This window comes from Pseudomonas sp. JAI115 (assembly GCF_014200835.1).
GTDB lineage: Bacteria > Pseudomonadota > Gammaproteobacteria > Pseudomonadales > Pseudomonadaceae > Aquipseudomonas > Aquipseudomonas putida_A.
The window spans coordinates 146,231-172,097 of record NZ_JACHCY010000001.1; the positions used below are offsets into that span (position 1 = coordinate 146,231).

The following is a 25,867-nucleotide window of genomic DNA, read 5'->3' on the forward strand; positions in this document are numbered from 1 at the left end:
GTAAAAAAAGGGGCGACCGTCATGGTCGCCCCTTTTTTGCAGCTTTTGTGGTGAGGGGATTCATCCCCGATAGGCCGCAAAGCGGCCTTCTTTTCAATGGAGCGGACTGCTACGCAGTCCATCGGGGATAAATCCCCTCACCACAGGAAGAACTCACCTCCCTGAAGATCACTTGGTGCTGATTGCGCCATCCACCAGCGTTTGCGCTTCAGCCACCAGTTGCTTGAGGTGGTCATCGCCAATGAAGCTTTCGGCGTAGATCTTGTAGATGTCTTCGGTGCCCGAAGGACGTGCGGCGAACCAGCCGTTTTCGGTCATCACCTTCAGACCACCAATGGCCTGATCGTTGCCCGGCGCATGGCTGAGAATGCTCTGAATCTTCTCGCCTGCCAGCTCGGTCGACGTCACTTGCTCCGGCGACAGTTTGCTCAACAGCGCTTTCTGCTCAGGGTTGGCCTTGGCGTCTACGCGCACCGAGAACGGCTCGCCCAGCTCATCGGTCAGGGCGCGATAAGCCTGGCTTGGATCACGCCCGGTACGAGCAGTCATTTCCGCCGCCAGCAGGGCTGGAATCAGGCCGTCCTTGTCGGTGCTCCACACGCCGCCATCCTTGCGCAGGAACGAAGCGCCAGCACTCTCCTCGCCACCAAAACCCAGCGAACCATCGAACAGGCCATCGGCAAACCATTTGAAACCGACCGGCACTTCGTACAGACGACGTCCCAGACGCTTGGCCACACGATCGATCAGGCCACTGCTGACCACGGTTTTACCTACGGCGGCGTCGGCGCGCCATTGCGGACGGTTCTGGAACAGGTAATCGATGGACACCGCCAGATAGTTGTTCGGTGCCAGCAGACCACCCGACGGGGTGACGATGCCATGGCGATCGTGATCCGGGTCGCAGGCGAACGCTACGTCGTAACGTTCCTTGAGACCGATCAAACCTTGCATGGCATGGCTGGACGATGGGTCCATACGGATCTGTCCATCCCAGTCGACCGTCATGAAGCGGAAAGTCGGATCGACCTGCTTGTTCACCACATCCAGATCAAGACGGTAATGCTCGGCAATCGCCGACCAGTAGCGCACCCCTGCTCCGCCCAACGGATCTACACCCAGACGCAGCTTGGCGTCACGGATGGCATCGAAGTCGATCACGTTGATGAGGTCAGCGACGTAGGTGTTGAGGTAGTCGTGACGGTGTGTGGTGCTGGCCTTGAGCGCCTGCTCGTAGCTGATGCGTTTGACGCCTGCCAGCTCGTTGGCCAGCAGTTCGTTGGCCTTGGCTTCGATCCACTTGGTGATGTGGGTGTCGGCCGGGCCGCCGTTGGTAGGGTTGTATTTGTAGCCCCCGCTTTGTGGCGGATTGTGCGACGGCGTAATCACGATGCCATCGGCCAGGCCCGAGGTGCGGCCACGGTTGTAGCAGAGGATTGCATGCGAAACCGCCGGTGTCGGCGTGTATTCGTCACCTTCGGCGATCATTACGGTCACGCCGTTGGCCGCCAGCACTTCCAGCGCACTGGCCCCGGCCGGGGTCGACAGCGCATGGGTGTCGATACCGACGAACAACGGGCCGTCGATGCCCTGGGCTTCGCGATACAGGCAGATCGCCTGGCTGATTGCCAGAACGTGCCATTCATTGAAACTCAGGTCGAAGGAGCTGCCGCGGTGCCCGGAAGTACCGAACGCAACACGCTGGGTGGCAATCGAAGCGTCCGGTTGGCCGGTGTAATAAGCCGTTACCAGTCGCGGGATGTCGACCAACAATTCTGCTGGTGCCGGTTTGCCCGCAAAAGGACTGATAGTCATGCAAAACCTCTGAAATAGAGTGGTTCAGGAAATACAGCGCAGTTTACTGACAGTTCGACCGCAGCGCGACGGGATCTATCCGACAGATTTCAACGTTCATTCCAGCGGCGCCAAGCGCAACGCCTCTCCCAACCTCTCGAGCGCTCCGCCCAAGCCGCTCTCACCGTGATCCAGCAGGTTCAGGCGCAGATGCCGACGGTGCAATCCCTGCAAGCTGAACAGTTCGCCCGGCGCAATCAACACCTGTTGCCTGAGCAGGCGCTGAAACACATCGCGCATGTCCACCGGCCGCCGTGCCCGCACCCAGACCGTCGCCCCACCTTGTGGCTCGACAACCTGCAGCGCTTCGCCCAGACGTTCGCGCAACAAGTCGATCATTGGCGTACGGCGTTCCTTGAGGCGCCGGCGAAGTACGTGCAGATGTTGATCGACCCGACCGTTTCCTTACAGCCGGGCAATGGCTTTCTGGCGAACGGGCGACAACCGGAACGAGCGCATCAGAAAATGCCGCTGCATTTCGTGCTTCCATTGGCGCGACAACACGTACCCGTAAGGCGCTTCGATACCGATGAATTTCTCGAACGTGGAGAAGACCAGCAGTCGGTCAGGGTCCAGTTGATCACGCAGACGCTCGACGCCCGTTGCCTCGCCCAGTTCACCGTAGCAGTCGTTTTCCAGCACCCAGGTGCCGTGCTCGCCAAGCAGGCCGGCGATCACGTTGCGGTTATCCGCTGGAACCTGTGTACCGCGCGGCATGCACAGGCCCGAGGACAGCAGAATCAGCCGCACGTCTTCGGTCTTGAGCAGTGTTTCCAGCCGCTGCAGCTCCAGCCCGCCACAGGCCTGCAACGGCAGTTCGATTACACGCACCTCAGCCGCCTGCAGCAACCGCAGTATCACCCAGTCACAGGGCGACTCGACCAGAATGGTTGTGTGCCTGAGCTGCAGAACGGCCACCAGGATCTCCAGCACCCCGCGCATATCCGCGCCGATGTAAACATCCTCGGCGTGCCAGCACTGCTTTGGCGAGGTGGTATAGCGGGCCGCCAGGACGGCGCGTAATTCCAGTTCACCACAAGGCTGGTCGAGCAACGGCGGCTGGCGGGGATACTGGCGCAGCAGCTCACGCTCCAACAACAGCAATGGACTGTCCAGTGATTGCAGCGAAACCGGATCATCAGCATTCAACAAACGCATACCCGGGTGCCGCGCGTTGACATAGAGCGTTTCGAGCAGATCATTGCTCATGGCAGGTGGCGTCCCCCCCGAAACCGCCCTGGCGTAATACCCGGACTTGGCCACTGAATAGATCCGCCCTTCCTTTTCGAGCAACGAGTAAGCGTATTGAATGGTCGAGATCGACACGTTCAAGCGATCTGCCAACTGACGCAGCGATGGCAGCCTTGAATTGCCATCGCAAGCCGACTCGGCCATCAAGCGCATCAGGTATCGATAGACTGCCTGGTAGGCGAAACCGGATTCCCGTGCAGCCTTCATGAGACGGACACCATAACCGTTGGTGCGCCCAAGGATCGCTCGCTCACTTCATCGTTCCACTGACCGGTCACCCACGCCGGAGCCATCGAGGCCTGCCGCGTCGAGTGCGGTCTCCAGTGTTTGCCGGGCCGCACCGTGCGCAGGCAAGGGTTCCATGGCGTAGAGGTGGCCGATGAGCCGAACCGGTAAACCGCTGACGTCCATCATCCACTGCATTACCTGCTCCGGGCCGTGCAGCCCCTGCATGGCCCGATGCAAATCAGGCAGCGCCACCAACATGCCGGGATGACAGCTGCGCAGGAACCGCTCGAGCCCGGCTCCACGCTCGATGAACGGCGTGAACAGCAGGCAGACCCATTGTGCTTCGTTCAGACCGTAAGTCTGGTGCAGCCAGCTCGACGCCGCTTCGCGCAGTTCTTCCGTAGTCTGCCGTTGCCCCAGTCTTGCGATCATCTGCTCGCAGACCGGTTCCGGCACCCGCTGCAGCTGCATGTTCGCCAGCATGCGCTGGACGTGTTCCGAAAACCCCGCTTCATAGCTGCGATCGCTGAGGAACTCGGCTTCCAGGCCGCGTAAATGGGCCTCGATCAAAGGGTCGGCGTATTCGCCCTCACCCTGGTGAAACACCCATTCCTCTGCCTCGAACCCCAGAAACTCGCTCAGTAGCGGCCAGCGTTCTTCAAGATTGCCGACCGCCATGTCATGAATGTCGACAAATGTCGTGCGACGACATGACTCGAAGCCACCCTCGGGACGCCAGCATTGCCGCTCCGATTCGGAGTAAAAACCGCGATACAAATCCCCTCCCAATCCGTCCAGCAAAGCGAACAGCTCATCGAACGTCCCGGAATTCGGCGTCAGCGCCCCGATACCGGCCTTCTGCACAGCCCGGTCCAGGTCTTCGACAAACTGCTTCTGACGACGCGGCGATTCGCTGGCCAGCCAGGCATCCACGCCGTTACTCCAGCGAGCAATCTGGCCGTAAAATTCGGCCCAGGCCAGGCAGGCGTCGTCCCGCCACTCAAGCTTCTCGCCCCTGGCACGTCGATGCCCCATCATCAGCAGATTGGTGCGATGGGCGTCCGCGCTGTCCATTCCGAGTGGCGCCAGATGGTTGAACGGCAACACTTGTCGATGTTCCACCATGAGCAACTCGACACGGGGGTCGTCATACAGAAACAAGGCAGCGAAGCTGCGGTGCATGTTGTTCAGCGCCGCCGTCCCCGATTCGCTGCGGCGCAAGGTGGCCACACGTAACTGGAACGTGGCGGGGGCGCGGCCGGCAATACTCAACTGGGCGGCGCGCAGCAGCGCCAGCATGTAGCAACTGTCACGGGTACCGGATGGCGTCACCATGACCTTGTATTCACCCATGCGCTCCATTCCGCCGGCGGCGACCACCAGACGCTGCATCAGCAACTGCAGCGCTGTGCGCTCGGCTCTGGAAAAGAAACTCAGCAGGCGTTGCAATACTTGCTGGTAGACATAGTTCATTGCCTGATCATGGATCGTGCTCATCAGTACTTTACCCGGCATAAAAAATTCATATCGCGCATCAGCGATGACGCTGGCGCAATAAATTCATCAATAAGTAATAGACGATCAAATACTAACACTTATGATTTTGAAGTTATTTGAAACACTTGACGCAAGGAAGTCAGCAATCCCACCGCCTCAGACATCGTAAACCACTGTCAGCATTGAGTTTTTTTCTGATCGTGAAATATCTGAGGAAACTTCTTACAGCGTCCCACGAACATTGAGTACAACAAAAGCAGAACAACAATAGGAAATGCCCTACAGTCATTAAACAAAAACCGCTATATCGCCCACGAGGGGAAACGTTAAACGCGAAATGAAAAACAGAATGCACAGACATGGCTCATTCCTTGAGATGAAAGTAATCATTCAATTATCAGGGCTTATATGGCGAATAGAAGATACAGATGGCAGACAAAAACCGGTTCAGATGCACAACCGGCCACGCACCATGCTTGGTCTGTCTGATTATTTGCGAGAGGTAAAAACGCAAGAGTCCGTGGGGCCACGGACTCTGTTCGGAAGGAGTTACGCGGGTTCGACCTGCAGGGCGACCCGTTCGCGGCATGGGCATTCGTCCATGTAGCGATGTGCTTCGACGAACTCGTTGAACGGGAAGACCCGGGTCTTGAGTGGCAGCAGCACACGGTCCGCCGTCAGCTGATTGATATCACGCAGGGCACGTTGCAAGGCGACTTGATCCTGAACAATGCCCAACTCGGGTTTACCGGTGAAATTACCGATGCAGTGCACAAAGAACTGGATGTTTTTCTGGAACGCCGCACAGGCCGGAAATGGTGTCTGGTTGCCACCCTGAAGACCATACAGGACCAGGCTGCCACGCGGTGCGAGGACATCGCCGAGCAACGACATCTGCGGGCCGCCAAGACCGTCGAACACCACATCGACGCCACGGTTGTCGGTGATCTTGTTGATTCGCATCAACAAGTCTTCTTCCTCGGTGACGATGACTTTCTCGGCACCCAGCGACAGCAGGTACTCACGCTCATCAGCGGTTTTCGTCGCGGCAATCACCCGCACGCCCATGGCCTTGCCCAACTGGACAAAGGACGGACCGGCGCAATGGCTGGCATCAGTGACCAAGGCAAACTGCCCTGGTTTGACCCGCGCCAGATCCGCATAGGCGAAGTAGGCGATCAACAACGGCGTGTAATGCACGCTGGCCTCAACCGGGCTGAGCACATCCGGATAACGGGTCAGCGCGGTACGTGGCAGCACGATCTGCTCGCCATACACCGGGTAATCGTTCGGGCTTTCGGCCGGGAAACTGGCCACCTTGTCGCCGACCGACAGATCGTCCACACCGTCACCGACGGCGGTGACCACACCGGCCATTTCATGGCCGAGACCGGACGGCAGGCGTGCCTGGGACGAGGCCAGGTTCTGACGCCAGAGAATGTCGTACCAGCTGATGCCGATTGCCTCGACACGCACCTGCACTTCGCCAGGACCTGGCTGAGCGGCCGCATGCTCTTCGCATTTGAGCACCTCGGCCGGACCAAACTTGTGAAAACGGATCGTGCGGGACATCGCAAACCTCGTCAAAGTAACCTCTAATGCCCTGAACTCTATCTGGGCTTTTGACCCAAGACTATCAGTGGCTATTAATAGTCGACATGCCTGTCATTGATTCCGCAGTATGAACGGCATTGGCAAAATTGATGAAAAAATGCCGCCACCGGCCCGGTAAAGCTGAATTTAGCGGTGCAGAGTACCAGCCTTTCCCCGTAATATTCATGCCGGCCATTGTTCTCATATGGTCGCTCTCGTCAAGCTTGATGACTCTGCCAGGACTCCAGATGAATCGTAATGACCTGCGTCGTGTCGACCTGAACCTGTTGATCGTATTCGAAACATTGATGCACGAACGCAGCGTGACCCGCGCCGCCGAGAAGCTGTTTCTAGGCCAGCCGGCGATCAGTGCGGCGCTCTCGCGCCTGCGCAGCCTGTTCGATGACCCGTTGTTCGTGCGCACCGGACGCAGCATGGAACCGTCCGCCCGCGCGGTGGAAATCTTCGCCCTGCTCTCCCCGGCGCTCGACTCGATTTCAACGGCTGTCAGCCGCGCGGCGGAATTCGACCCCGCCACCAGCACTTCGGTATTTCGCATCGGCCTGTCCGACGACGTCGAATTCGCCCTGCTGCCGATGCTGCTCAAACGCCTGCGCGCCGAAGCACCGGGCATCGTCCTCGTCGTGCGCCGAGTCAACTACATATTGATGCCGGGCCTGCTGGCCTCCGGCGAAATCTCCATCGGCGTCAGCTACACCACCGACCTGCCGGCCAACGCCAAGCGCAAGGTGCTGCGCCGCAGCCAGCCGAAACTGCTGCGCGCCGACACCGTGCCCGGCCCGCTTAGTCTGGATGACTACTGCGCGCGTCCGCATGCACTGGTGTCGTTCGCCGGTGACCTCAGTGGCTTTATTGATGAAGAGCTGGAGAAACTCGGGCGCAAGCGCCACGTGGTGCTGGCCGTGCCGCAGTTCAATGGCTTGAGTACGTTGCTCGCCGGCACTGACATTGTTGCGACCGTGCCGGACTACACCGCGGATGCGCTGACGGCTGCCGGCGGCGTGCGGGCGGAGGATCCACCGTTGCCGACGCGCACGTTCGAACTGCATATGGCGTGGCGTGGGTCGCAGGATAACGATCCGGGGGAGCGTTGGTTGCGGTCGCGGATTCAGATGTTCTTTGGCGATCCGGACAGTCTCGAGCTGCCTGCGCATTAACCAGGCAGCCAGCGACTCAAGCCCCAGCCCGGCTGTTGCGATAAATCGACAGGCAGTAAAACGCCAGCGCTGCCGCCGCCAGCATTCCGCCCACCACCCCGATGTAAGCAAAACCAAACTGGCTGCCCACCCAACTGCCCACCAGTGCCCCGCCGCCGATACCGATGTTGTAGATGCCTGAAAACAGCGCCATCGCCACATCGGTGGCGTCCGGCGCCAGTACCAGGACTTTGGACTGTAACGCCAGCCCGAAGCCCATGATCGCCATACCCCAGAACACACTCAGCACGCCGAGGTAGGAGACGTTGCCGCTCAACGGCAACAGCAAAGCCAGGCACAAGGCGAGCACCGATACGCAGATGATCAGAAAGCGCTGTGGGTTATAGCTGTGCAGGTAACTGAACAGCAGAGAGCCGAAAATACCGGCGCCGCCGAATAACAACAGCAGGAGTGTCACCACATCGCCGCTCATGTTGGCCACGGTCAGTACGAACGGTTCGATGTAGCTGTAAGCGGTGAACTGTGCCGTCACCACCAGAGCCGTCAGAACATAGACGGCCACCAGCGCCGGTCGCTTGAGCAATATCGGCAGACTCTTGAGCGAGCCTGAGTTCTGGCTGGGCAGCAGCGGCAGTACCTTCGCCAGGCAGAACACCAGCGCCGCGGCAAAGCCTGCAATCACCATGAACGTGGTGCGCCAGCCCATGGCCTCGCCCAGCAAGCGGCCGAGGGGAATCCCCAGCACCATCGCCAGCGAAGTACCGGTTGCCAGCAAGCCCAAGGCCTGAACCTGTTTGCCCGGCGGTGCCAGGCGCACGGCCAGAGACGCGGTGATCGACCAGAACAACGCATGCGACAACGCCACACCGATCCGGCTCACCAGCAGTACACCGAAGCTGGTCGCCAGACTCGACAGAATGTGACTGGCGATAAACATCCCGAACAGCACAATCAGCAATTTCCGCCGCTCGACGTTGCGCGTCAGCAGCATGATCGGCAGCGACGTCAAAGACACCACCCACGCATAGATGGTCAACATGAGGCCGACCTGCGCGGTCGACATGTCGAAGCTGCTGCCAATCGAACTCAACAGACCGACCGGGACGAACTCGGTGGTGTTGAACACGAACGCAGCCAGTGCCAAGGCAATGACTGCGTACCAGTTGCCGTTGTTTGTCGCCGTAGAATCACTCATTTAAACGTCGTATTACTCTTTGATGATCGCGCGTAATTGTACGCAAGCGATCTGTGCCCATCTGTCGGTGTCTTGATACCGATTGCCGAATGTGTCGACGTTCAGGGGACGCACCATCAGTGAGCCAGGCCACACTAATCTGGTCCAGTCGGCTTGATGAATCAATCTGCCGTTTCATTGAGCAGCAAAAGGCCTGCGTAGCGTGCGGCCATGGCGAAAGAACAAGAGCGCCCACAGTGACGGAATCAGGGCCTTGCCGAGGACTCGTATCGATCGGCATATGCCTTGATCAACTCGGTCGTCACCAGCGTTCGCATTCGCAGAGGCGGATCCCATGCCGGTTCGCCAACGAACTCGAACCATGCCTCTCGCTCGCCCGGCAACCACATTTCCAGTCCTACCTTGTGCTCGCTCAATCCCTCTTTGGCCAGATGGTTATGCAGCAGTAGCCCGTAGGCTTCCAGATTCAGAAAGTCTCGCTCCTCCTTGGCGATTTCTGCATTCTTGCTCCACTTGGGGCGCTGGAAAGTCGCCCGCTCATAGTATTTGAAATCCACTACCGTCCAGTTTTTACCGTCCTGCCTCACCAGATCAGGGCGCCGTTTGATGTGGTTGCGCGCAAAAATCTTTCGACGCTGCTGTTGCCAGCGAGACTGTATAGCCGTGCTGGCTATCCCGTGAGGCAGATGCTGGTCGTCGCACGTCTGGAAGCGTTCCAGCCCTCCCTCGCCTTCGCTCAATCCATGACAAAGACAGACTGACTCCCAGACAGCCCAGAACTTTTCCACGCCCCATATCAGTCCCGTGTCCAGGTCGCTTTGTGTACCCGCATGCAGGTAGCGCTTCAGAGCATCGTGCAACTGATAATAGTGAGCGTCGCGCGGGGCCGCACAGCGGTCGATACTCTGCAGCAGGTGCCGCAGATGGCTCAGGCTGCGCTGACGCGACTGGACATTGCCAAAATAGAGCGAGTCCTCAGCGCTGAGGTAACGATGCTGGAAGTCTTGCGCCAGCGCTTCGCCTTCACCCACGAAGCTGCCCCAGGCACATCGAGGATCTACCTGCAGAAAACCCCGATAGAAATCCACTGCCAAAAAACAATAGAGGCCTACGATATCCGCCTTGCCAAACTGACCGACCCGACGATCCTGCGCGACCGACTCAAAGTAAGCAGCGCCCCGTTGATCAAACAGCGCACGATGCAGATGTCGATCAAAACGGCGATAGGGGTCGTCGACACTGCGACCGCGGCGCTCACACATTGAAAGCAGACTGCGTGGGTCGACGCGGTCGAACAACTCGTCCAGCGCCAGCGCATCGTGAAATGCAAGTCCGTCGCCAACACGCTCCTTGCCCTTGCCGTGGGCCTCGACGCCATCACGGGCCGTCAGCACCTCAGGCTCGCGTCGTGTCCGGCGAAATACCACGAAACACCGGTAAAGCAGCGACAACGCTTCTGCACCGCTCATTGCCCCCATGCCATAGGGCACCTTCAACAGGTAACGCCCATCCGCTTCACGAACCAGTCCCACCTCGCCGTCGCTTTCTACTCGTTCGATTTCGTCGAGCTGCATTATCAGGCCTCGCCGGATGTCGTCAGTCCGTCATCTTCCGAGTTGAATGCGGCATCAGCAAACGCGGCGCTCAGCAGTTCGTGAATATCAGGAGGCGGGCACAGACAAGTAATAAATTCATCGGCGCGTTTGGCAAACTGACCGAAGGTGCGCAGCTCACGCGGTTCGATTTCAAGCAGCGAACACAGGGGGGTTCGGTCACGATCAAAGACGTTGTCCCACAGATACAGGAACAACTTGCCGACGATATCGGCGCGCTGAATATGGTGGACTTCGAAGCGCAATTTGAACTTGGCGAGCTGCTCCAGGTAATCCTCGATAATGAGACCCTTGGTGTCCGACTTGAACTTCTTGGGAGAGGTCTTTGAGCAATAGTATTGATTGGCGTGGCCCGAATTAGAGCGGATTCGCTTGAACTTGAGCTCGGCGTCTGGTTCATGCCCTCCCTCATCGAGCAGTCGCTTGCGGTTGGCTTTGGACATTTTGGTCGCCAATTCCAACAGGTCATCATCGAATGCCCTGCTTTGTTTAACACCGCTGGCGGGATCTCCGATCATGCTGGTAGTGGCGACGAGTCTGGCCAATTCGCCCGGATAAACTTCAGCCAGGGTTTTGTCAGGCTCCCGCCTGGCCTTGATAAACCATGGCCCGACCAGCTTGTCATCGAGCCTCGGGGCTGTGCACCGATCACGAATGAACTGGTTGAGCGCTGTGACGAATGTCTCCCAGGTCAAATGATGAGTTGATGGCATCAACGCCTTGCTCTGGCTGGTCGGCACCTCATCGTTAAACGCTTCCGCACAAAACTCGAAATGCCAGCGCCGCTTGAACGCCGAATCCATGAAAAACACCGATTCGTCGCTGGTATTCATGGTGCCGATCATGAACAGGTTAGGTGGCAGGCATAACTGACGCTGCTTCAGCGCATCGGCCAGTCGCCGATTCAGATCGGGAAAAGGGCTGATGTGGCCAAGCAGCGCGAGCTCGGCCTCAAGGGCATCGATCACCAGATCGGAAACACTGATCGCGTAGCTGGACCAACCCTCGTCATCACGATCAAGCAACTGAAACACATCGCCAAAAATTTCCGCGCAATTACCACGGTTGATCTCATCGACCAGCAGCAGTACGTTCTGCGCTTCCTGAGCGTTATCTTCCTGAGGCTGATGACTGTATGACAGTGCCAGCGCCCGCAGTAATGGCCCGGCATGCACGCGATACTCGATCTGGTTTTCCCGGGTTCTTGGCATCAACCGCGCGACAAACTCGCCATAACTGTAATCCGGGTGGAAGGCCACAGGAACGATCTGGGTACTGTTAACGCCCAGAACCCTGGCCTTTGTTGTCCGGGCCCGATGGCTCTTGCTGGTGCCGGGCGGGCCGAAAAGGATCAACTGATGCTCAACCATGAGTGCTCTTTCTCCTTGAGCCAATGAAACAGAATAAAGTTCGCGAAAAATAGCATCATAAAGCCACTATTCAAATGGAATACCGCTTTTACTTGGCCAAGCGACCTTTGCACTCGACGCAACAAACATTTGTCATCAAACCAATTGATAGCACCCTAACGAAAGGTGCATGCTAGAGGGCTCGAATCGGTCTTATATCATTCCGAATGATAGTTACCTTTGCTTCATTCGATTCGTGCCATCACAGCCTGCCGAGCATCATCCGCCCATCTTCAATACATTGGCGGATGATTCCATGGAACAGTCACTCAAACATTTGCGCTTCCCCTTGGCCATGCTGGCCGTGCTGGTGATGAGCGCTTGCGGCAAGACTCCGGAGACTGCCGCCACCCTGCCCGCTGCCAAAGTCAGCGTGGCCAAGGTGCTGGAACAACCGGTCAACGAGTGGGACGAATTCACCGGGCGCCTCGAAGCGCCGGAAACTGTTGAAATTCGTCCTCGGGTCTCTGGCCAGATCGACGAGGTGGCGTTCACCGAAGGTGCGCTGGTCAAGAAAGGTGACCTGCTGTTCCAGATCGATCCGCGTCCTTTCCAGGCTGAGGTGCGCCGCCTCGAAGCCTTGGTAGCCCAGGCCCGCGCCAATGCCACTCGCAGTGAAAACGAAGCCGGGCGTGGCGAACGTCTGCGTGCGAGCAACGCGATTTCCGCTGAGCTGGCCGACTCGCGCACCAGCGCCGCCCAGGAAGCCCGCGCCGCCGTCGGCGCCCTGCAGGCGCAACTGGACCTGGCCAAGCTGAACCTGAGCTTCACCCGCGTCACCGCGCCCATCAGCGGTCGCGTCAGCCGTGCCGAGATCACCGCCGGTAACCTGGTGACTGCCGACACCACCCCGCTGACTAGCGTGGTCTCCACCGACAAGGTCTACGCCTACTTCGACGCCGACGAGCGTGTGTTCCTCAAATACACCCAGCTCGCCCGCAACGGCCAACGTGGCGCCACCACCCCGGTGTACATGGGCCTGTCCAATGAGGACGGCAATCCGCACCTCGGTCAGATGAACTTCGTCGACAACCAGGTCAACCCGAAAACCGGCACCATCCGTGGTCGTGCGGTGTTCGACAACAGCGACGGCACCTACACCCCTGGCCTGTATGCACGTCTGAAACTGGTCGGCAGCGGCACCTACAACGCCATGCTGATCAACGACGAAGCGGTCGGTACCGACCTCGGCAAGAAGTTTGTGCTGGTGATGGATGCGGACAACAAGACCGCTTACCGCGCCGTCGAACTGGGGCCGAAGATCGAAGGCCTGCGCATTGTGCGCACAGGTCTGAACAAGGACGACACGATCATCGTCAAGGGTCTGCAACGGGTGCGTCCGGGTTCGCCGGTGACGCCTGAAGTGATCCCGATGGCCAGCGAGCAGACCATTGCCGCTCTGGCTCAACAACGTCAAGCGCTGGAAGCCAGCAACCTGCCCAAAGTCGCACCCGCCAAAGGTGCACAGGGTACGGCTGTGAAGCTGGCCGCTACGACCCCACGCGGTTAAGGGACGACAACTCCGATGAATTTTTCCCAATTCTTCATTTCACGGCCGATCTTCGCAGCGGTGCTCTCGCTGTTGATCCTGATCGCCGGTGCGATCTCGCTGTTCCAGCTGCCGATCAGCGAATACCCGGAAGTCGTGCCACCGACCGTGGTGGTGCGTGCCAACTTCCCGGGCGCCAACCCCAAAGTCATCGGTGAAACCGTGGCCGCTCCGCTGGAGCAAGCCATCACCGGCGTCGAGAACATGCTGTACATGTCCTCGCAGTCCACCGCCGACGGCAAGATCACCCTGACCATCACCTTCGCTCTGGGCACCGACCTGGACAACGCGCAGGTGCAGGTGCAGAACCGGGTGACCCGGACCGAGCCGAAACTTCCCGAAGAAGTGACGCGCATCGGTATCACCGTCGACAAGGCCTCGCCCGACCTGACCATGGTTGTGCACTTGACCTCGCCGGACAAACGTTACGACATGCTCTACCTGTCCAACTACGCGATCCTCAACATCAAGGATGAGCTGGCGCGTCTGGGTGGTGTCGGTGACGTGCAGCTGTTCGGTATGGGCGACTACTCGCTGCGGGTCTGGCTCGATCCGAACAAGACTGCTTCGCGCAATCTGACCGCCACCGACGTGGTGACCGCGATTCGTGAGCAGAACCGTCAGGTCGCTGCCGGTCAACTCGGTGCGCCCCCTGCCCCGAATGCCCAGAGCTTCCAGCTGTCGGTCAACACTCAGGGCCGTCTGGTCACTGAAGAAGAGTTCGAGAACATCATCATTCGCGCAGGCGATAACGGTGAAATCACTCGTCTGAAGGACATCGCGCGCGTCGAGCTGGGTTCCAGCCAGTACGCCCTGCGTTCGCTGCTGAACAACCAGCCCGCTGTAGCGATCCCGATCTTCCAGCGTCCAGGCTCCAACGCCATCGATATCTCGAACGAAGTTCGCGGCAAGATGGAAGAGCTGAAGAAAGGCTTCCCGCAAGGCATGGACTACAGCATCGTCTATGACCCGACGATCTTCGTACGCGGCTCGATCGAGGCGGTGGTTCACACCCTCTTCGAAGCATTGATCCTCGTGGTGCTGGTGGTGATCCTGTTCCTGCAGACCTGGCGCGCCTCGATCATTCCATTGGTGGCGGTGCCGGTATCGTTGATCGGTACGTTTGCAGTCATGCACCTGTTCGGCTTCTCGCTCAACGCCCTTTCTCTGTTCGGCCTGGTACTGGCGATCGGTATCGTAGTCGACGACGCCATCGTTGTGGTGGAGAACGTCGAGCGTAATATTGAACTGGGGCTCAACCCGTTCGATGCGACCAAAAAGGCCATGGGTGAAGTGACCGGCCCGATCATCGCGACGGCACTGGTGCTGTGTGCGGTGTTCGTTCCGGCGGCGTTCATCTCCGGCCTCACCGGGCAGTTCTACAAGCAGTTTGCGTTGACCATTGCGATATCGACCGTGATCTCCGCGTTCAACTCGCTGACCCTGTCGCCAGCGCTGGCCGCTGTGCTGCTGAAAAGTCATGACGCGCCGAAAGACCGCTTCTCCAAAGTGCTCGACAAGATCTTTGGTGGCTGGTTGTTCCGTCCGTTCAACCGCTTCTTTGAAAAGGCCAGTCACGGTTACGTCGGTACAGTGCGCCGAGTCATCCGTGGCAGCGGCATCGCCCTCTTCCTGTACGCAGGCCTGATGGTGCTGACGTTCTTCGGTTTCTCCAGCACGCCGACCGGTTTCGTACCTGGCCAGGACAAGCAATACCTGGTGGCCTTCGCGCAACTGCCGGACGCCGCGAGCCTGGATCGCACCGAAGACGTGATCAAGCGCATGTCCGACCTGGCGCTGAAACAGCCGGGCGTGGAAAGCGCCGTAGCGTTCCCGGGCCTGTCGATCAACGGCTTCACCAACAGCCCGAACGCCGGCATCGTGTTCGTGACCCTGAAACCGTTCGACGAACGTAAAGACCCGAGCATGTCCGCCGGTGCAATCGCCGGAGCCTTGAACGGTCAGTACGCGAACATTCAGGAAGCGTACATGGCGATCTTCCCGCCTCCGCCGGTACAAGGTCTGGGCACCATTGGCGGTTTCCGTCTGCAAATCGAAGACCGGGGCAACCTGGGCTACGACGAGCTGTACAAAGAGACGATGAACATCATCACCAAGAGCCACAGCGTGCCTGAGCTTGCGGGGCTGTTCACCAGCTACACCGTGAACGTACCCCAGGTCGATGCCGCCATCGACCGCGAAAAAGCCAAGACCCACGGCGTGGCCGTCAGCGACATCTTCGACACCCTGCAGATTTACCTGGGTTCGCTGTATGCCAACGACTTCAACCGTTTCGGACGCACCTATCAGGTCAACGTTCAGGCTGAGCAACAGTTCCGCCTCGAATCCGACCAGATCGGCCAGCTGAAAGTACGCAACAACAAGGGCGAAATGATCCCGCTGGCGACCTTCATCAAGGTCAGCGACACCTCGGGCCCGGATCGCGTGATGCACTACAACGGCTTCATCACTGCGGAAATCAACGGTGCGGCAGCCCCCGGCTACAGCTCCGGCCAGGCCGAAAAAGCCATCGAGAAACTGCTCAAGGATGAATTGCCGAACGGCATGACCTACGAGTGGACCGACCTGACCTACCAGCAGATTCTGTCCGGTAACACCGCGCTGTTCGTGTTCCCGCTCTGCGTATTGCTGGCGTTCCTGGTGCTCGCGGCGCAGTACGAAAGCTGGAGCCTGCCACTGGCGGTGATCCTGATCGTACCGATGACCCTGCTGTCGGCCATCACCGGGGTGATTGTCTCCGGCGGCGACAACAACATCTTCACCCAGATCGGCCTGATCGTACTGGTGGGCCTGGCGTGCAAGAACGCGATTCTGATCGTCGAATTCGCCAAGGATAAACAGCTGGAAGGTCTCGATCCGTTGGCTGCGGTACTGGAAGCCTGCCGTCTGCGTCTGCGGCCGATCCTGATGACCTCCTTCGCGTTCATCATGGGTGTGGTGCCACTGGTGTTCTCCAGCGGTGCCGGTGCCGAGATGCGTCACGCGATGGGTGTGGCGGTGTTCTCCGGGATGCTCGGGGTAACCTTCTTCGGTCTGTTGCTGACGCCAGTGTTCTACGTGTTGATCCGTAATTTCGTCGAGCGTGGCGAAGCCCGCAAAGCGGCCAAGGCGCAAGCTCTTCAAAAGCCACTGGAGGCGCAATAATGAGTCTGAAAGTCTTCCTGCCGAGTCTGCTGGTGCTGGCATTGAGCGCCTGCGCCGTCGGCCCTGACTACAAGACCCCGGCGACGGAGGCGGCCAACATCACGACCGCCACCGACGGCGCCGCCGGGCAAAAGAACTTTGACCGTTCGAAATTCGAAGGCATCTGGTGGCAGCAATTCGACGACCCGACCCTCAACCAGTTGGTGACGCAATCGCTGCAAGGCAACCGTGAACTGCGCGTGGCGTTCGCCCGTTGGAAAGCCGCCCGGGCGATCCGCGACGACGTCAGCAACGATGCGATGCCGACCATCACCAGCCGTGCGAGCAGTGATCTGGCCAAGGGGCAAATCCCCGGCCAGACCACCAAACGGGTCAACAGCGAACGCTACGATCTGGGCCTGGACATGGCCTGGGAACTCGATCTGTTCGGGCGCATCCAGCGCAATCTGGAAGCCAGCGACGCAGACCAGCAGGCGGCCGAAGCCGATCTGTACCAACTGCAAGTCACCATGATTGCCGAACTGGTGGACGCCTACGGTCAACTGCGCGGTGCGCAATTGCGCGAGAAGATCGCCGTGGCCAACCTGGAAAACCAGCAGGAGTCGCGCAAGATCACCATCAGCCTGCGTGACGCCGGCGTGGGCGATCAGCTCGACGTCGAACGTGCCGATGCGCGTCTGGCCTCGGTCGAAGCCAGCGTGCCGCAATTGCAGGCGGAACAGGTTCGGCAGAAAAACCGCATCGCGACCCTGCTGGGTGAACGTCCCGACAAACTGACCGTGGATCTGAGCCCGAAAGACTTGCCGGCGATTGCCAAGGCCCTGCCGATCGGCGATCCGGGTGAACTGCTGCAACGCCGGCCGGACATCCTCAGCGCCGAACGCAAACTGGCCTCGGCCACCGCGCGAATCGGTGTGGCGAAGGCTGATCTGTTTCCACGGGTCAGCCTCAGCGGGTTCCTCGGCTGGACGGCTGGGCGTGGTTCGCAGATCGGCTCCTCGGCGGCCAACGCCTGGGCACTCGGCCCGAGCATCACCTGGGCGGCGTTCGATCTGGGCAGCGTGCGCGCGCGTCTGCGCGGCGCCGATGCCGACGCCGAAGGCGCACTCGCCACCTACGAGCAACAGGTGTTGCTGGCGCTGGAAGAATCGGAAAACGCCTTCAGCGATTACGGCAAGCGTCAGCAACGGCTGATCTCGCTGATTCGTCAGAGTGAATCGAGCCGCAAGGCTGCCGATCTGGCGGAAATCCGCTACCGCGAAGGCACCACCGACTTCCTCGTACTGCTCGATGCTCAGCGCGAACGCCTGAATGCCGAAGACAGCCAGGCACAGGCCGAAGTTGATCTGTATCGCGGCATCGTCGCGATCTACAAGGCCTTGGGTGGTGGCTGGCAGCCGGAAACCGTCGCCAGTAAGTAATAGTTGTTAAAGAGCTCCTTTGGTTGGCCGCAACCAACCAATTTTTTTGCCCCGCGTATCATTCGGTCGCGGGGCTTTTTTTGGCCTGATGGTTTTGCGCTTCCAGAACAGTGACAGTGGCTGTCGTACCGGCCCTTAATCGATTCTTGCCGGCATAGTCACCATCAATGCCGATGCGCACCGGCACCCGCTGCGCCAGCTTCACCCAGGTGTAACTCGGATTGATATTGGCCAGCAGTCGGCCACCCGTGGCGTTTTCCCGGTCGGCGATGGCAAAGGCGATGCTCTGGACCGTGCCACCAAAGGTTTCTCCGCTCATCAACTGCACGCGCACGCGGTCCCCCTCCTCGATTCGCGGCAATTTGGTCTCTTCAAAGTAACCGCTGACGTAGAACGAATCGCTGTCGACCAGTGCCAGCAGTGCACCACCCGCAACCGCGTAATCACCCTGTCGGGTCAGCAGATTAGTGACGTAACCGCTGACCGGCGATTCGACACGAGTACGCTGCAAGTCCAGTTCCGCCTGAGTCAGTGCAGCAATCGCCAATTGCACATTGGCCTCGGCCAGCCCGAGATTGGCCTGATTGCGCAACAGATCAGCCTGAGCCACCGCCACATCGGTATTGGACTTCTCCCATTCTTCCCCGGAAATTGCAAAACCCTGCTTGAGCGTACGCCGGCGCCGCTCTTCGCTCTGGCGTTGTTTGAGCAGCGCTTCACTGGCGACGATGGATGCCTGTGATTGCCCCAGCGTCGCCTTCGCCACCTCGACCGAACGCCGCGCATGCTCGACTGCCAGGCTATAGCGCGCCGGATCGATCTCCATGAGCAATTGCCCCTTGTCGACATGCTGGTTGTCCTGCACCACGAGGCTGACGATACGCCCGGAAACATCGGCTGATAGCGTCACCACATCCGCCCTCACCCGCGCATCCCGCGTCCAGGGCGCACGGGTGTAATGCTCCCAGGCAAACCAGCCAAGCACGATGGCCAGCAACACCACCGCTAATGTCGTTGTTCGAGCGAGTAACACTTTCAAGGCATCAGGCTCCCATCAGCAAAATCAGCGAGGCACAAACGCATGCATACAAGGCGCCCTCAAACAGCGCCTCGTGCCAGACCAGTCGCAACACACCCAGACGTCGCAAACACCAGTCCAGGAGCATAAATATCGGTATCGCCAGCAATAGGGCCTGGGCAATGGGTGGCAGATAAACGCCACCCATTTCGAAATCAATGGGCAAGGGCCGGTTCTCCTTCCGAGACTTTACGTTGCAGGTATTCGCCGTGGCGTTTCAGGAAAGACACGACGATCAACAGCGCCACGCGCATGCGAAACACCGACCACAAATGTTCGTGGCTGGCGACGTGCAACTCGTCCAGCTCATCACCCAATAGCTGGAGCGAGGTCAACAACGCTTGCAATTGCACGTCCTGGCGCCCGGCCACAAAACGGCCGGTCTTGCGCAGCGCCGAAGCCAATTGCTGGCTGAACGCGTCCGTCAGCAGTGCATTGTTCTGTGCCTGCTGCCGGAGTTGATGCATTGCTACGCCCAATGCGACGCACGCCAGACTGATTTCATAGAGCTGCTGCATGGCGCGCTCGCTCACGGCCGGCAGCAAGCCAAGCATGCTGGTCAGTCGGTCGACCATACGGCTTTCGAAAGCGAATTGCTGTTCATCGGTGGCCGGTTTTTTGGTCAGTTCATAAACCTGCTCACGCGCCTCGTTATAAAAGCGGCGGAGACGCAATGCCGGACGGAACGGGAAAATCCATGCGTAGACCATCAAAGCGAGCATCGCCGCGCTGACATAGGCGCCGGCGAATTCGAACCATTGAATTGCAGTGTTCTGCCCGGTGCCGACATTCTGTGGGCCGAGCAGGAGGAAACTCGACAACCCCAGGCCCATACCAATGCCCGCGGTCGTCGGGCTCGCCAAACCGACAGCGATCACGTACAGCAGCGGTGCCAGCATCAACGCCAATGGCTCGAAATCACTGATGGTCGGCACCAGCATGAATTGATAGAACGCCGAGACCACCAGTGCCAGTCCCAACCCACGCGCGTAACTCTGCGCGGCCATCAGTGGCCGCGGGAATGTCGCCATCAGCGAACAGAGAATCCCCACCAGAATCATCCCGCCCCGCGCGCCATCCCAGGCGGTTTCGATCCAGATCAACCCGGCTACCAGTAATGCGGTAAAGGCGCGGATGGCGTTCATTGAAGCCAGTGTGAAATCCAGATGCAACGGGCTGGCCTGACCGCGATACAGACAACTGGCTTCGCGCCCTTCCTGAATGGCATCACTCAACTCCAGAATCTGCTCCAGTTGCTGCAACAGCCGCGCCTGCTCCCAGCGTAACGCCCACGCCAGCGAGCGCAGGATAGCGCTCATGTCTTCGGTCAGTTGTTCGGCCTCATACGCCAAGGCTTCAAACTGCTGCTGCAGCGTGATGAATTGATGCCGCCGCTCGGCGGGCAGCGCTCGGCCCAGCTGCGCCAACTGGTCGAGAAGTGCGAGCTCTTCTGCACGCAAGCGCTGTACGTCCAGAGGAAGATCGCCCTCCCAACGTTCGGTGAGCAATTCGCGCTGATGACGTAATGCAGTCAAACGCGAGGTCAGCAACATCAGTTGATTACCCAACAGCAGCACCAGATTGTCGGCACCGCGCAACCGTGGGGCATCGAAATACAGATGGCGGCGCAACCCTTCGAGCGCGCTGATTTCGCTGAGCAACTGCATCTGACGGCGCTGAAAGTCGGCTTCACTTTCTTCTGTTCGAATCACCGCAGCGGAGTGACTGGCAGCCAGTTTGATCACCTGATCGACCTTGGCGAAGTAACCTTTGGCAACTGCTTCTGGACGCGCAGTGAGCAGGCTGACCACGCAGACGCACGCTACGGCCAGCAAGGTTTCGGTAACGCGGGTGACAGCCAGCAGAAAGGTGCCATCCTGGTCGGGAATGGCCAGCAATGCCACCACCACGGCGGTATAACCACTGAGCACAAACGCCTGAGAACTGGTATAGCGCAGCAACGTGCCGCCCGCGGTGCAGAGCGCCAGCCACAGTGCCAGCGTTGTGATGAACGGAAGCGGTGCCTGCGGGAATATCGCCATGATCAACACCGCCACCGCAGCACCCAGCGTTGTGCCAATCACTTGACCGAAACTACGCGCCAGCGCCATGCCGGCCAACGGCTGGCTGACAATCACGACGGCCATGATCGACCACTTGGGTTGGTCGAGATCGAACAAAAACGCCAGATACAGCGTCAACAGCCCGGCGGCAATGGTGCGCAGGGCGAACAGCAGGACAGCCTGACCGGGATGGATCACGACATGAAAATAATTGCGCAGGGCTTGCATGGGGGCTCTCATCGAAGCGACTCCTGCAAGCGTAGACTCTGCATCGAATGCCTGATGGGTAACTGAATCGACAGATGTTGTAGGGCGATTCGCATGCACGGGGTTTGACTCACGGCCCTCGCTGGTCGAAGCTTGCCCCTCTGCTATAGAACGCCAGTTCACGGAAATCTGCATGCCTCAGTCCCGCCGCTACCTGCTTATCAGCCTTGGCCTTGTGCTGCTCGTCGTCATTGCCTGGTTATCCCTGCGCTCCACCGCCCCGGTGGTGCCGGAAGCGATCAAGCGCGGCTACAGCGAAGCCCTGACGGCCGCCCGTTCCGGTCAGCCGGGAGCCGCGCGGCAGTTGTATCAGCAATTGGGTCGCCCGGACCTGTCGGTCAAACGCAGTGTCTGGCTGCTGGCCGAGCTGCCCAACTATCCGAGCCCGCAAGCGCTGAAACTGGCCGACGCCCACCTGCAGAATGAAGCCCCCGAAGTGCGGCTGGCGGCGATTCAAAGTGTGGTCGGACTGGTGCCCGGCGGGCAACGCAGTCTGCTGCTCGGGCCGATGCTCGAGGATGAAGACCAAAACGTACGGTTCGCTGCGATCAACGCCCTGCTCGGCCTGACGCCGGATGAACTCGGTCTGTATTTCGCCCCGCTGCAGCAAGCGATCGATGGCTGGGAACAAACGCTCAAGGGTCAGCCGGAAAGCGCCGCCACCTATGCACAACTGGCGCGCCTGTATCTGCACAACGCCGAACTCAAACAGGCCCAACAAGCGCTGGACAACACCCTGCGGCTGGAACCGGGCAACCTGCCGGCACTGGTGATGCAGATCGATGTCCTCGACCGCCAGGGTCAGAGCGACGCCGCCCGCCAGTTGCTCGCCAAACAGTTGCAGGCGCAACCGGATTCCGCCTACCTGCAACACGCGCTCGGGCTGTGGCTATTGCACCACGGCCAGCGCGAATTCGCCCTGCTCGGCTTGTCCAAAGCGGTGGAGCTGGAGCCGGACAACAAGGATTACCGCTACGACCTCGCCACCACCCTGCACGCCGCCGAAGAACTGGAAGCGGCGCAAAAGCAGTTGCAGGAAGTCGTCCAGCGTCACCCCGCCGACCGCAAGGCGCGAGTGCTGCTGATCAATTACTGGAAGGAAAGCGGCCAGTTGCAGAACGTGCAGATTCTGCTCGCGCAACTGGAGCAGATGAACCCTGATGACCCGGCGTTACAGCAGGGACTCTGAGCCTTTACCCGCTGATTCAATGACATTTTGATATCGAAACCTCGGAACCGTCATGACTGGCAGCGGTCAAGTAATCAGGTAGAGCACAACGGCTGATACAGCCTGCTGCCTCGATTCCCCTAGTCATGAGAGGGCATTCTTTGTCTACGTCCAACGAGTTGATCAGTGCAAAAGCCGCCACCGGCATCATTGGCCTGGATGACATCCTCGCCGGTGGTCTGTCCCGAGGGCATGTGTTTTTGCTCGAGGGTGAACCCGGTACAGGCAAAACCACCGTCGCGTTGCATTTCCTGATGGCGGGCGCCCGTGCCGGCGAACGCTGTCTGTACATCACGCTGTCGGAAACCGAGCGTGAATTGCGTCAAGGCGCGGCCTCCCACGGCTGGGAGCTGAACGAGAACATTGAAATCTTCGAGCTGACGCCACCCGAAAGCCTGCTCAACGCCGAGCATCAGCAAAGCCTGCTGTACTCGTCCGACCTTGAACTGGGCGAAGCCACCAAGCAGATTTTCGAAGTGGTCGAGCGCTTCAAGCCGACCCGCGTGGTGCTCGACAGCCTGTCGGAGATCCGCCTGCTGGCGCAGAGTTCGCTGCGCTACCGCCGGCAGATTCTGGCGATCAAACATTACTTCGTGCGTTACGACGCCACCGTCCTGCTGCTTGACGACCTGACCACCGAGTCTCTCGACAAGACCGTGCACAGCGTCGCCCACGGGGTGATCCGCCTCGAAGAACTGACGCCAAATTACGGTGCCGAGCGCCGCCGCGTGCGCATCGTCAAGTATCGCGGCCAGAAATACCGTGGCGGTTACCACGACTTCACCATCATGGGCGACGGCGTCCATGTGTTCCCACGACTGGTCGCCGCCGAACACCGCAGCGACTACCCGCGCCTGCAATTGACCAGCGGCATCAAAGAAATGGACGCCCTGCTCGGCGGCGGGGTCGAAACCGGCTCCAGCACGCTGATTCTTGGCCCGGCCGGTACCGGCAAATCGCTGATTTCGATGATCTTCGCCGCCGCTGCCGTAGCACGCGGCGAAAAAGCGGCGCTGTTCATTTTTGATGAAGAGCTGGGCTTGCTGTTCGAGCGCATGAAAAATATCGGCATCGACCTCAAGGCCTTGCAAGCCACCGGCAACCTGCTGATCGATCAAGTGGATGCCGCCGAGCTGTCCCCCGGCGAGTTCTCGCATCGGGTGCGTCGCTGCGTAGATGAAGGCAATATCAAGACCGTGGTGATCGACAGCATCAACGGCTATCAGGCCGCGATGCCGGAAGAAAACGCGCTGGTGCTGCACATGCACGAGCTGCTGCTGTACCTCAACCGCAAAGGCGCGGCAACCTTCATGACCGTTGCCCAGCATGGCCTGGTCGGCGACATGCAGGCGCCGGTCGACATCACTTACCTGGCCGACACGGTGATCCTGCTGCGCTACTTCGAAGCCATCGGCAAAGTTCGCCGAGCCATTTCCATCATCAAGAAACGTACCGGCAGCCACGAGTCGACCATTCGTGAATACCGCATTTCGGGCCAGGGCATGACCATCGGCGAACCGCTGGAAGCGTTCCAGGGCGTGCTGCGTGGCGTGCCGACTTACCTCGGCGCGAGTAATCCGCTGTTGCGGGAAGAAACCTTGTGACAGCCTCCGTATCACTGCCGGAACGGGCGCTGATCCTGGCGCCCATGGGTCGGGACAGCCAAGTGGCGCTGATGATCCTCAATGAGGCCGGTTACGGCGGCGTCATCACCCCGGATCTGGGTGCACTGTGCGCAGAACTGGAGCCTGGCGCCGGACTCTTGTTGATTGCCACCGAAGCCCTGCGCGGCCCCGAGCTGGAAAATCTTCTGCATTTTCTGGAACAACAGCCGGCCTGGTCGGATCTGCCGATCGTCTTGCTGACCCACCATGGCGGCCCGGAACCGGGCCCCTCCTCGCGTCTGAGCAAACTGCTGGGCAACGTCACGTTCCTTGAGCGCCCGTTTCATCCGGCGACCCTGGTCAGTCTGGTCTCCACCGCCCTGCGCGGGCGACGACGACAGTACGAAGCCCGCGACCGCCTGATCGATTTGAGTGAAAGCGAACGCCGACTGCAATCGACCCTGGAAACCCTTGAGCAACAGGTCGAGGAACGCACCGCGCAACTGCGCCACAACGAAGAAGCCCTGCGCCAGTCACAGAAAATGGAAGCGGTCGGTCAGTTGACCGGCGGCATCGCTCACGACTTCAACAACATGCTCACCGGGATTATCGGCAGCCTTGAACTGCTGCGCCGGCGGCTGGCTCGCGGACGCCTTGATGACCTCGACAGCCTGATCGATCTCGGTGTCACTTCAGCCAACCGCGCGGCCGGCCTGACCCACCGTTTGCTGGCGTTTTCCCGCCGGCAATCGCTGGACTCCAAAGCCGTGCAGATGAACACACTGGTACTGTCGATGGGCGAGCTGCTGCAGCGCAGCCTCAACGAAAGTATCCAGCTGGAGATGCGCCTCAACGACCAGTTGTGGATCGCCGAAGCGGATCCCAATCAACTGGAAAGCGCCCTGCTCAACCTGGTACTCAACGCCCGCGATGCAATGCCCGAGGGCGGCAAACTGGTGGTCGAAACCAGCAATCAGGTGCTTAAGCCGGAATTCACCGAGGCCTACCCGAACCTGGAACCCGGCGACTATGTGATGCTCAGCGTCACCGATAACGGCAGTGGCATGGCGCAGAGCGTGGTCAGCCGCGCGTTCGATCCGTTCTTCACCACCAAGCCGATCGGCCAGGGCACCGGGCTGGGTCTGTCGATGATTTACGGCTTCAGCAAGCAGTCCCGTGGTCACGTCTCGATCGACAGCGAAATCGATCAGGGCACCACGGTCAAACTGTACCTGCCGCGTTTTCGCGGTGAAGAGCTGGAGCATCCGGTGTCCGATATTCAGCAGGCCCCGGAAGCAATGGATGGTGAAACCGTGTTGATCGTCGAGGACGACCCCGCCGTGCGCGTACTGGTCAGCGCGGTGCTCAGTGAGCTGGGTTATGCGTTCGTCGAAGCCGGCGATGCCGACGGCGCCGTGCCGATCCTCAACTCGACGCAGCGCATCGACCTGCTGATCAGTGACGTCGGCCTGCCAGGCATGAACGGCCGGCAACTGGCGGAAATCGGCCGGCAGTATCGGCCGGGGCTGAAGGTGTTATTCATCACTGGGTATGCCGAGCACGCGGCAGTGCGCGGTGGTTTCCTCGACCCGGGCATGCAGATGATCACCAAGCCGTTCACCTTCGATCTGCTGACCGCCAAGGTCCGCGAGATGATCCAGAACTGATCCCCCA

At 59.6% G+C, this 25,867-nt stretch carries 16 protein-coding genes and 1 pseudogene; 7 read left to right on the forward strand and 10 right to left on the reverse strand.

Annotation, left to right across the window (positions count from 1 at the left end):
• Positions 1 to 168: 168 nt before the first annotated feature.
• From pgm to HDC30_RS00660, 4 genes and pseudogenes are all read right to left on the reverse strand, one after another.
• Positions 169 to 1,815: a phosphoglucomutase (alpha-D-glucose-1,6-bisphosphate-dependent) gene (gene pgm / locus HDC30_RS00645; RefSeq protein ID WP_183779931.1), complete on the reverse strand. Its 1,647-nt coding sequence runs from the start codon at positions 1,813 to 1,815 to the stop codon at positions 169 to 171.
• Between the two features lie 96 nt (positions 1,816 to 1,911).
• A pseudogene (locus tag HDC30_RS00650) lies at positions 1,912 to 3,312 on the reverse strand (PLP-dependent aminotransferase family protein).
• Between the two features lie 48 nt (positions 3,313 to 3,360).
• Positions 3,361 to 4,830 carry a hypothetical protein gene (locus HDC30_RS00655; RefSeq protein ID WP_183779934.1) on the reverse strand — a complete coding sequence of 490 codons (1,470 nt, stop codon included), beginning with the start codon at positions 4,828 to 4,830 and terminating at the stop codon, positions 3,361 to 3,363.
• Positions 4,831 to 5,379: 549 nt separating this feature from the next.
• A complete protein-coding gene (locus HDC30_RS00660; RefSeq protein WP_027612770.1) occupies positions 5,380 to 6,402 on the reverse strand; it encodes a zinc-dependent alcohol dehydrogenase family protein in 1,023 nt (340 codons plus the stop codon).
• A 269-nt stretch (positions 6,403 to 6,671) separates the two neighbouring features.
• On the opposite strand from HDC30_RS00660, the gene HDC30_RS00665 reads away from it, so the two are divergent.
• Complete coding sequence (locus tag HDC30_RS00665) at positions 6,672 to 7,601, forward strand: LysR family transcriptional regulator (protein WP_007963542.1); 930 nt, start codon at positions 6,672 to 6,674, stop codon at positions 7,599 to 7,601.
• Between the two features lie 16 nt (positions 7,602 to 7,617).
• Here HDC30_RS00665 and HDC30_RS00670 read toward each other — a convergent pair whose 3' ends face one another.
• The 3 genes from HDC30_RS00670 to HDC30_RS00680 form a co-directional block, all read right to left on the reverse strand.
• Positions 7,618 to 8,796 carry a sugar transporter gene (locus tag HDC30_RS00670; protein WP_183779937.1) on the reverse strand — a complete coding sequence of 393 codons (1,179 nt, stop codon included), beginning with the start codon at positions 8,794 to 8,796 and terminating at the stop codon, positions 7,618 to 7,620.
• Between the two features lie 245 nt (positions 8,797 to 9,041).
• Positions 9,042 to 10,370, reverse strand: a complete 1,329-nt coding sequence (locus HDC30_RS00675; RefSeq protein ID WP_183779940.1) for a hypothetical protein — start codon at positions 10,368 to 10,370, stop codon at positions 9,042 to 9,044.
• Positions 10,371 to 10,372: 2 nt separating this feature from the next.
• Positions 10,373 to 11,779: an McrB family protein gene (locus tag HDC30_RS00680; protein WP_049827894.1), complete on the reverse strand. Its 1,407-nt coding sequence runs from the start codon at positions 11,777 to 11,779 to the stop codon at positions 10,373 to 10,375.
• Positions 11,780 to 12,074: 295 nt separating this feature from the next.
• On the opposite strand from HDC30_RS00680, the gene mexE reads away from it, so the two are divergent.
• The 3 genes from mexE to HDC30_RS00695 are packed head-to-tail and all read left to right on the forward strand — an operon-like array spanning position 12,075 to position 17,953.
• Positions 12,075 to 13,328 carry a multidrug efflux RND transporter periplasmic adaptor subunit MexE gene (mexE, locus tag HDC30_RS00685; protein WP_027612756.1) on the forward strand — a complete coding sequence of 418 codons (1,254 nt, stop codon included), beginning with the start codon at positions 12,075 to 12,077 and terminating at the stop codon, positions 13,326 to 13,328.
• A gap of 15 nt (positions 13,329 to 13,343) precedes the next feature.
• Entirely contained in the window at positions 13,344 to 16,532 is a 3,189-nt protein-coding gene (locus HDC30_RS00690) for an efflux RND transporter permease subunit (protein WP_183779943.1), read from the forward strand.
• Complete coding sequence (locus HDC30_RS00695) at positions 16,532 to 17,953, forward strand: efflux transporter outer membrane subunit (RefSeq protein WP_027612754.1); 1,422 nt, start codon at positions 16,532 to 16,534, stop codon at positions 17,951 to 17,953. The genes HDC30_RS00690 and HDC30_RS00695 overlap by 1 nt, the downstream gene beginning before the upstream one ends.
• A gap of 58 nt (positions 17,954 to 18,011) precedes the next feature.
• Here the strand turns inward: HDC30_RS00695 and HDC30_RS00700 are convergent, their stop codons facing one another.
• The 3 genes from HDC30_RS00700 to HDC30_RS00710 are packed head-to-tail and all read right to left on the reverse strand — an operon-like array spanning position 18,012 to position 21,322.
• Positions 18,012 to 18,992, reverse strand: a complete 981-nt coding sequence (locus HDC30_RS00700) for an HlyD family secretion protein (RefSeq protein ID WP_027612753.1) — start codon at positions 18,990 to 18,992, stop codon at positions 18,012 to 18,014.
• Positions 18,993 to 18,996: 4 nt separating this feature from the next.
• Positions 18,997 to 19,197 (reverse strand): DUF1656 domain-containing protein, encoded by a 201-nt coding sequence (locus HDC30_RS00705; RefSeq protein WP_027612752.1) that lies wholly within the window; start codon positions 19,195 to 19,197, stop codon positions 18,997 to 18,999.
• Positions 19,187 to 21,322 (reverse strand): FUSC family protein, encoded by a 2,136-nt coding sequence (locus HDC30_RS00710; RefSeq protein WP_183781285.1) that lies wholly within the window; start codon positions 21,320 to 21,322, stop codon positions 19,187 to 19,189. Before HDC30_RS00710 ends, HDC30_RS00705 begins: the two co-directional genes overlap by 11 nt.
• Positions 21,323 to 21,494: 172 nt before the next feature.
• Here HDC30_RS00710 and HDC30_RS00715 point away from each other — a divergent pair, with 172 nt between their 5' ends.
• From HDC30_RS00715 to HDC30_RS00725, 3 genes are all read left to right on the forward strand, one after another.
• Positions 21,495 to 22,550 carry a tetratricopeptide repeat protein gene (locus tag HDC30_RS00715; protein ID WP_183779946.1) on the forward strand — a complete coding sequence of 352 codons (1,056 nt, stop codon included), beginning with the start codon at positions 21,495 to 21,497 and terminating at the stop codon, positions 22,548 to 22,550.
• Between the two features lie 140 nt (positions 22,551 to 22,690).
• Entirely contained in the window at positions 22,691 to 24,193 is a 1,503-nt protein-coding gene (locus tag HDC30_RS00720; RefSeq protein ID WP_183779950.1) for an ATPase domain-containing protein, read from the forward strand.
• Entirely contained in the window at positions 24,190 to 25,860 is a 1,671-nt protein-coding gene (locus HDC30_RS00725; protein WP_183779953.1) for an ATP-binding protein, read from the forward strand. The genes HDC30_RS00720 and HDC30_RS00725 overlap by 4 nt, the downstream gene beginning before the upstream one ends.
• Positions 25,861 to 25,867: the final 7 nt, after the last annotated feature.

Excerpts from the sequence above, each read along its gene's own strand:
- HDC30_RS00665 (WP_007963542.1), top strand. The coding sequence starts at position 6,672 with ATGAATCGTAATGACCTGCGTCGTGTCGACCTGAACCTGTTGATCGTA.
- HDC30_RS00680 (WP_049827894.1), bottom strand. The coding sequence starts at position 11,779 with ATGGTTGAGCATCAGTTGATCCTTTTCGGCCCGCCCGGCACCAGCAAG.
- HDC30_RS00695 (WP_027612754.1), top strand. The coding sequence starts at position 16,532 with ATGAGTCTGAAAGTCTTCCTGCCGAGTCTGCTGGTGCTGGCATTGAGC.
- HDC30_RS00715 (WP_183779946.1), top strand. The coding sequence starts at position 21,495 with ATGCCTCAGTCCCGCCGCTACCTGCTTATCAGCCTTGGCCTTGTGCTG.
- HDC30_RS00710 (WP_183781285.1), bottom strand. The coding sequence starts at position 21,322 with ATGCAAGCCCTGCGCAATTATTTTCATGTCGTGATCCATCCCGGTCAG.
- HDC30_RS00655 (WP_183779934.1), bottom strand. The coding sequence starts at position 4,830 with ATGAGCACGATCCATGATCAGGCAATGAACTATGTCTACCAGCAAGTA.
- mexE (WP_027612756.1), top strand. The coding sequence starts at position 12,075 with ATGGAACAGTCACTCAAACATTTGCGCTTCCCCTTGGCCATGCTGGCC.
- HDC30_RS00670 (WP_183779937.1), bottom strand. The coding sequence starts at position 8,796 with ATGAGTGATTCTACGGCGACAAACAACGGCAACTGGTACGCAGTCATT.
- HDC30_RS00660 (WP_027612770.1), bottom strand. The coding sequence starts at position 6,402 with ATGTCCCGCACGATCCGTTTTCACAAGTTTGGTCCGGCCGAGGTGCTC.
- pgm (WP_183779931.1), bottom strand. The coding sequence starts at position 1,815 with ATGACTATCAGTCCTTTTGCGGGCAAACCGGCACCAGCAGAATTGTTG.
- HDC30_RS00675 (WP_183779940.1), bottom strand. The coding sequence starts at position 10,370 with ATGCAGCTCGACGAAATCGAACGAGTAGAAAGCGACGGCGAGGTGGGA.
- HDC30_RS00690 (WP_183779943.1), top strand. The coding sequence starts at position 13,344 with ATGAATTTTTCCCAATTCTTCATTTCACGGCCGATCTTCGCAGCGGTG.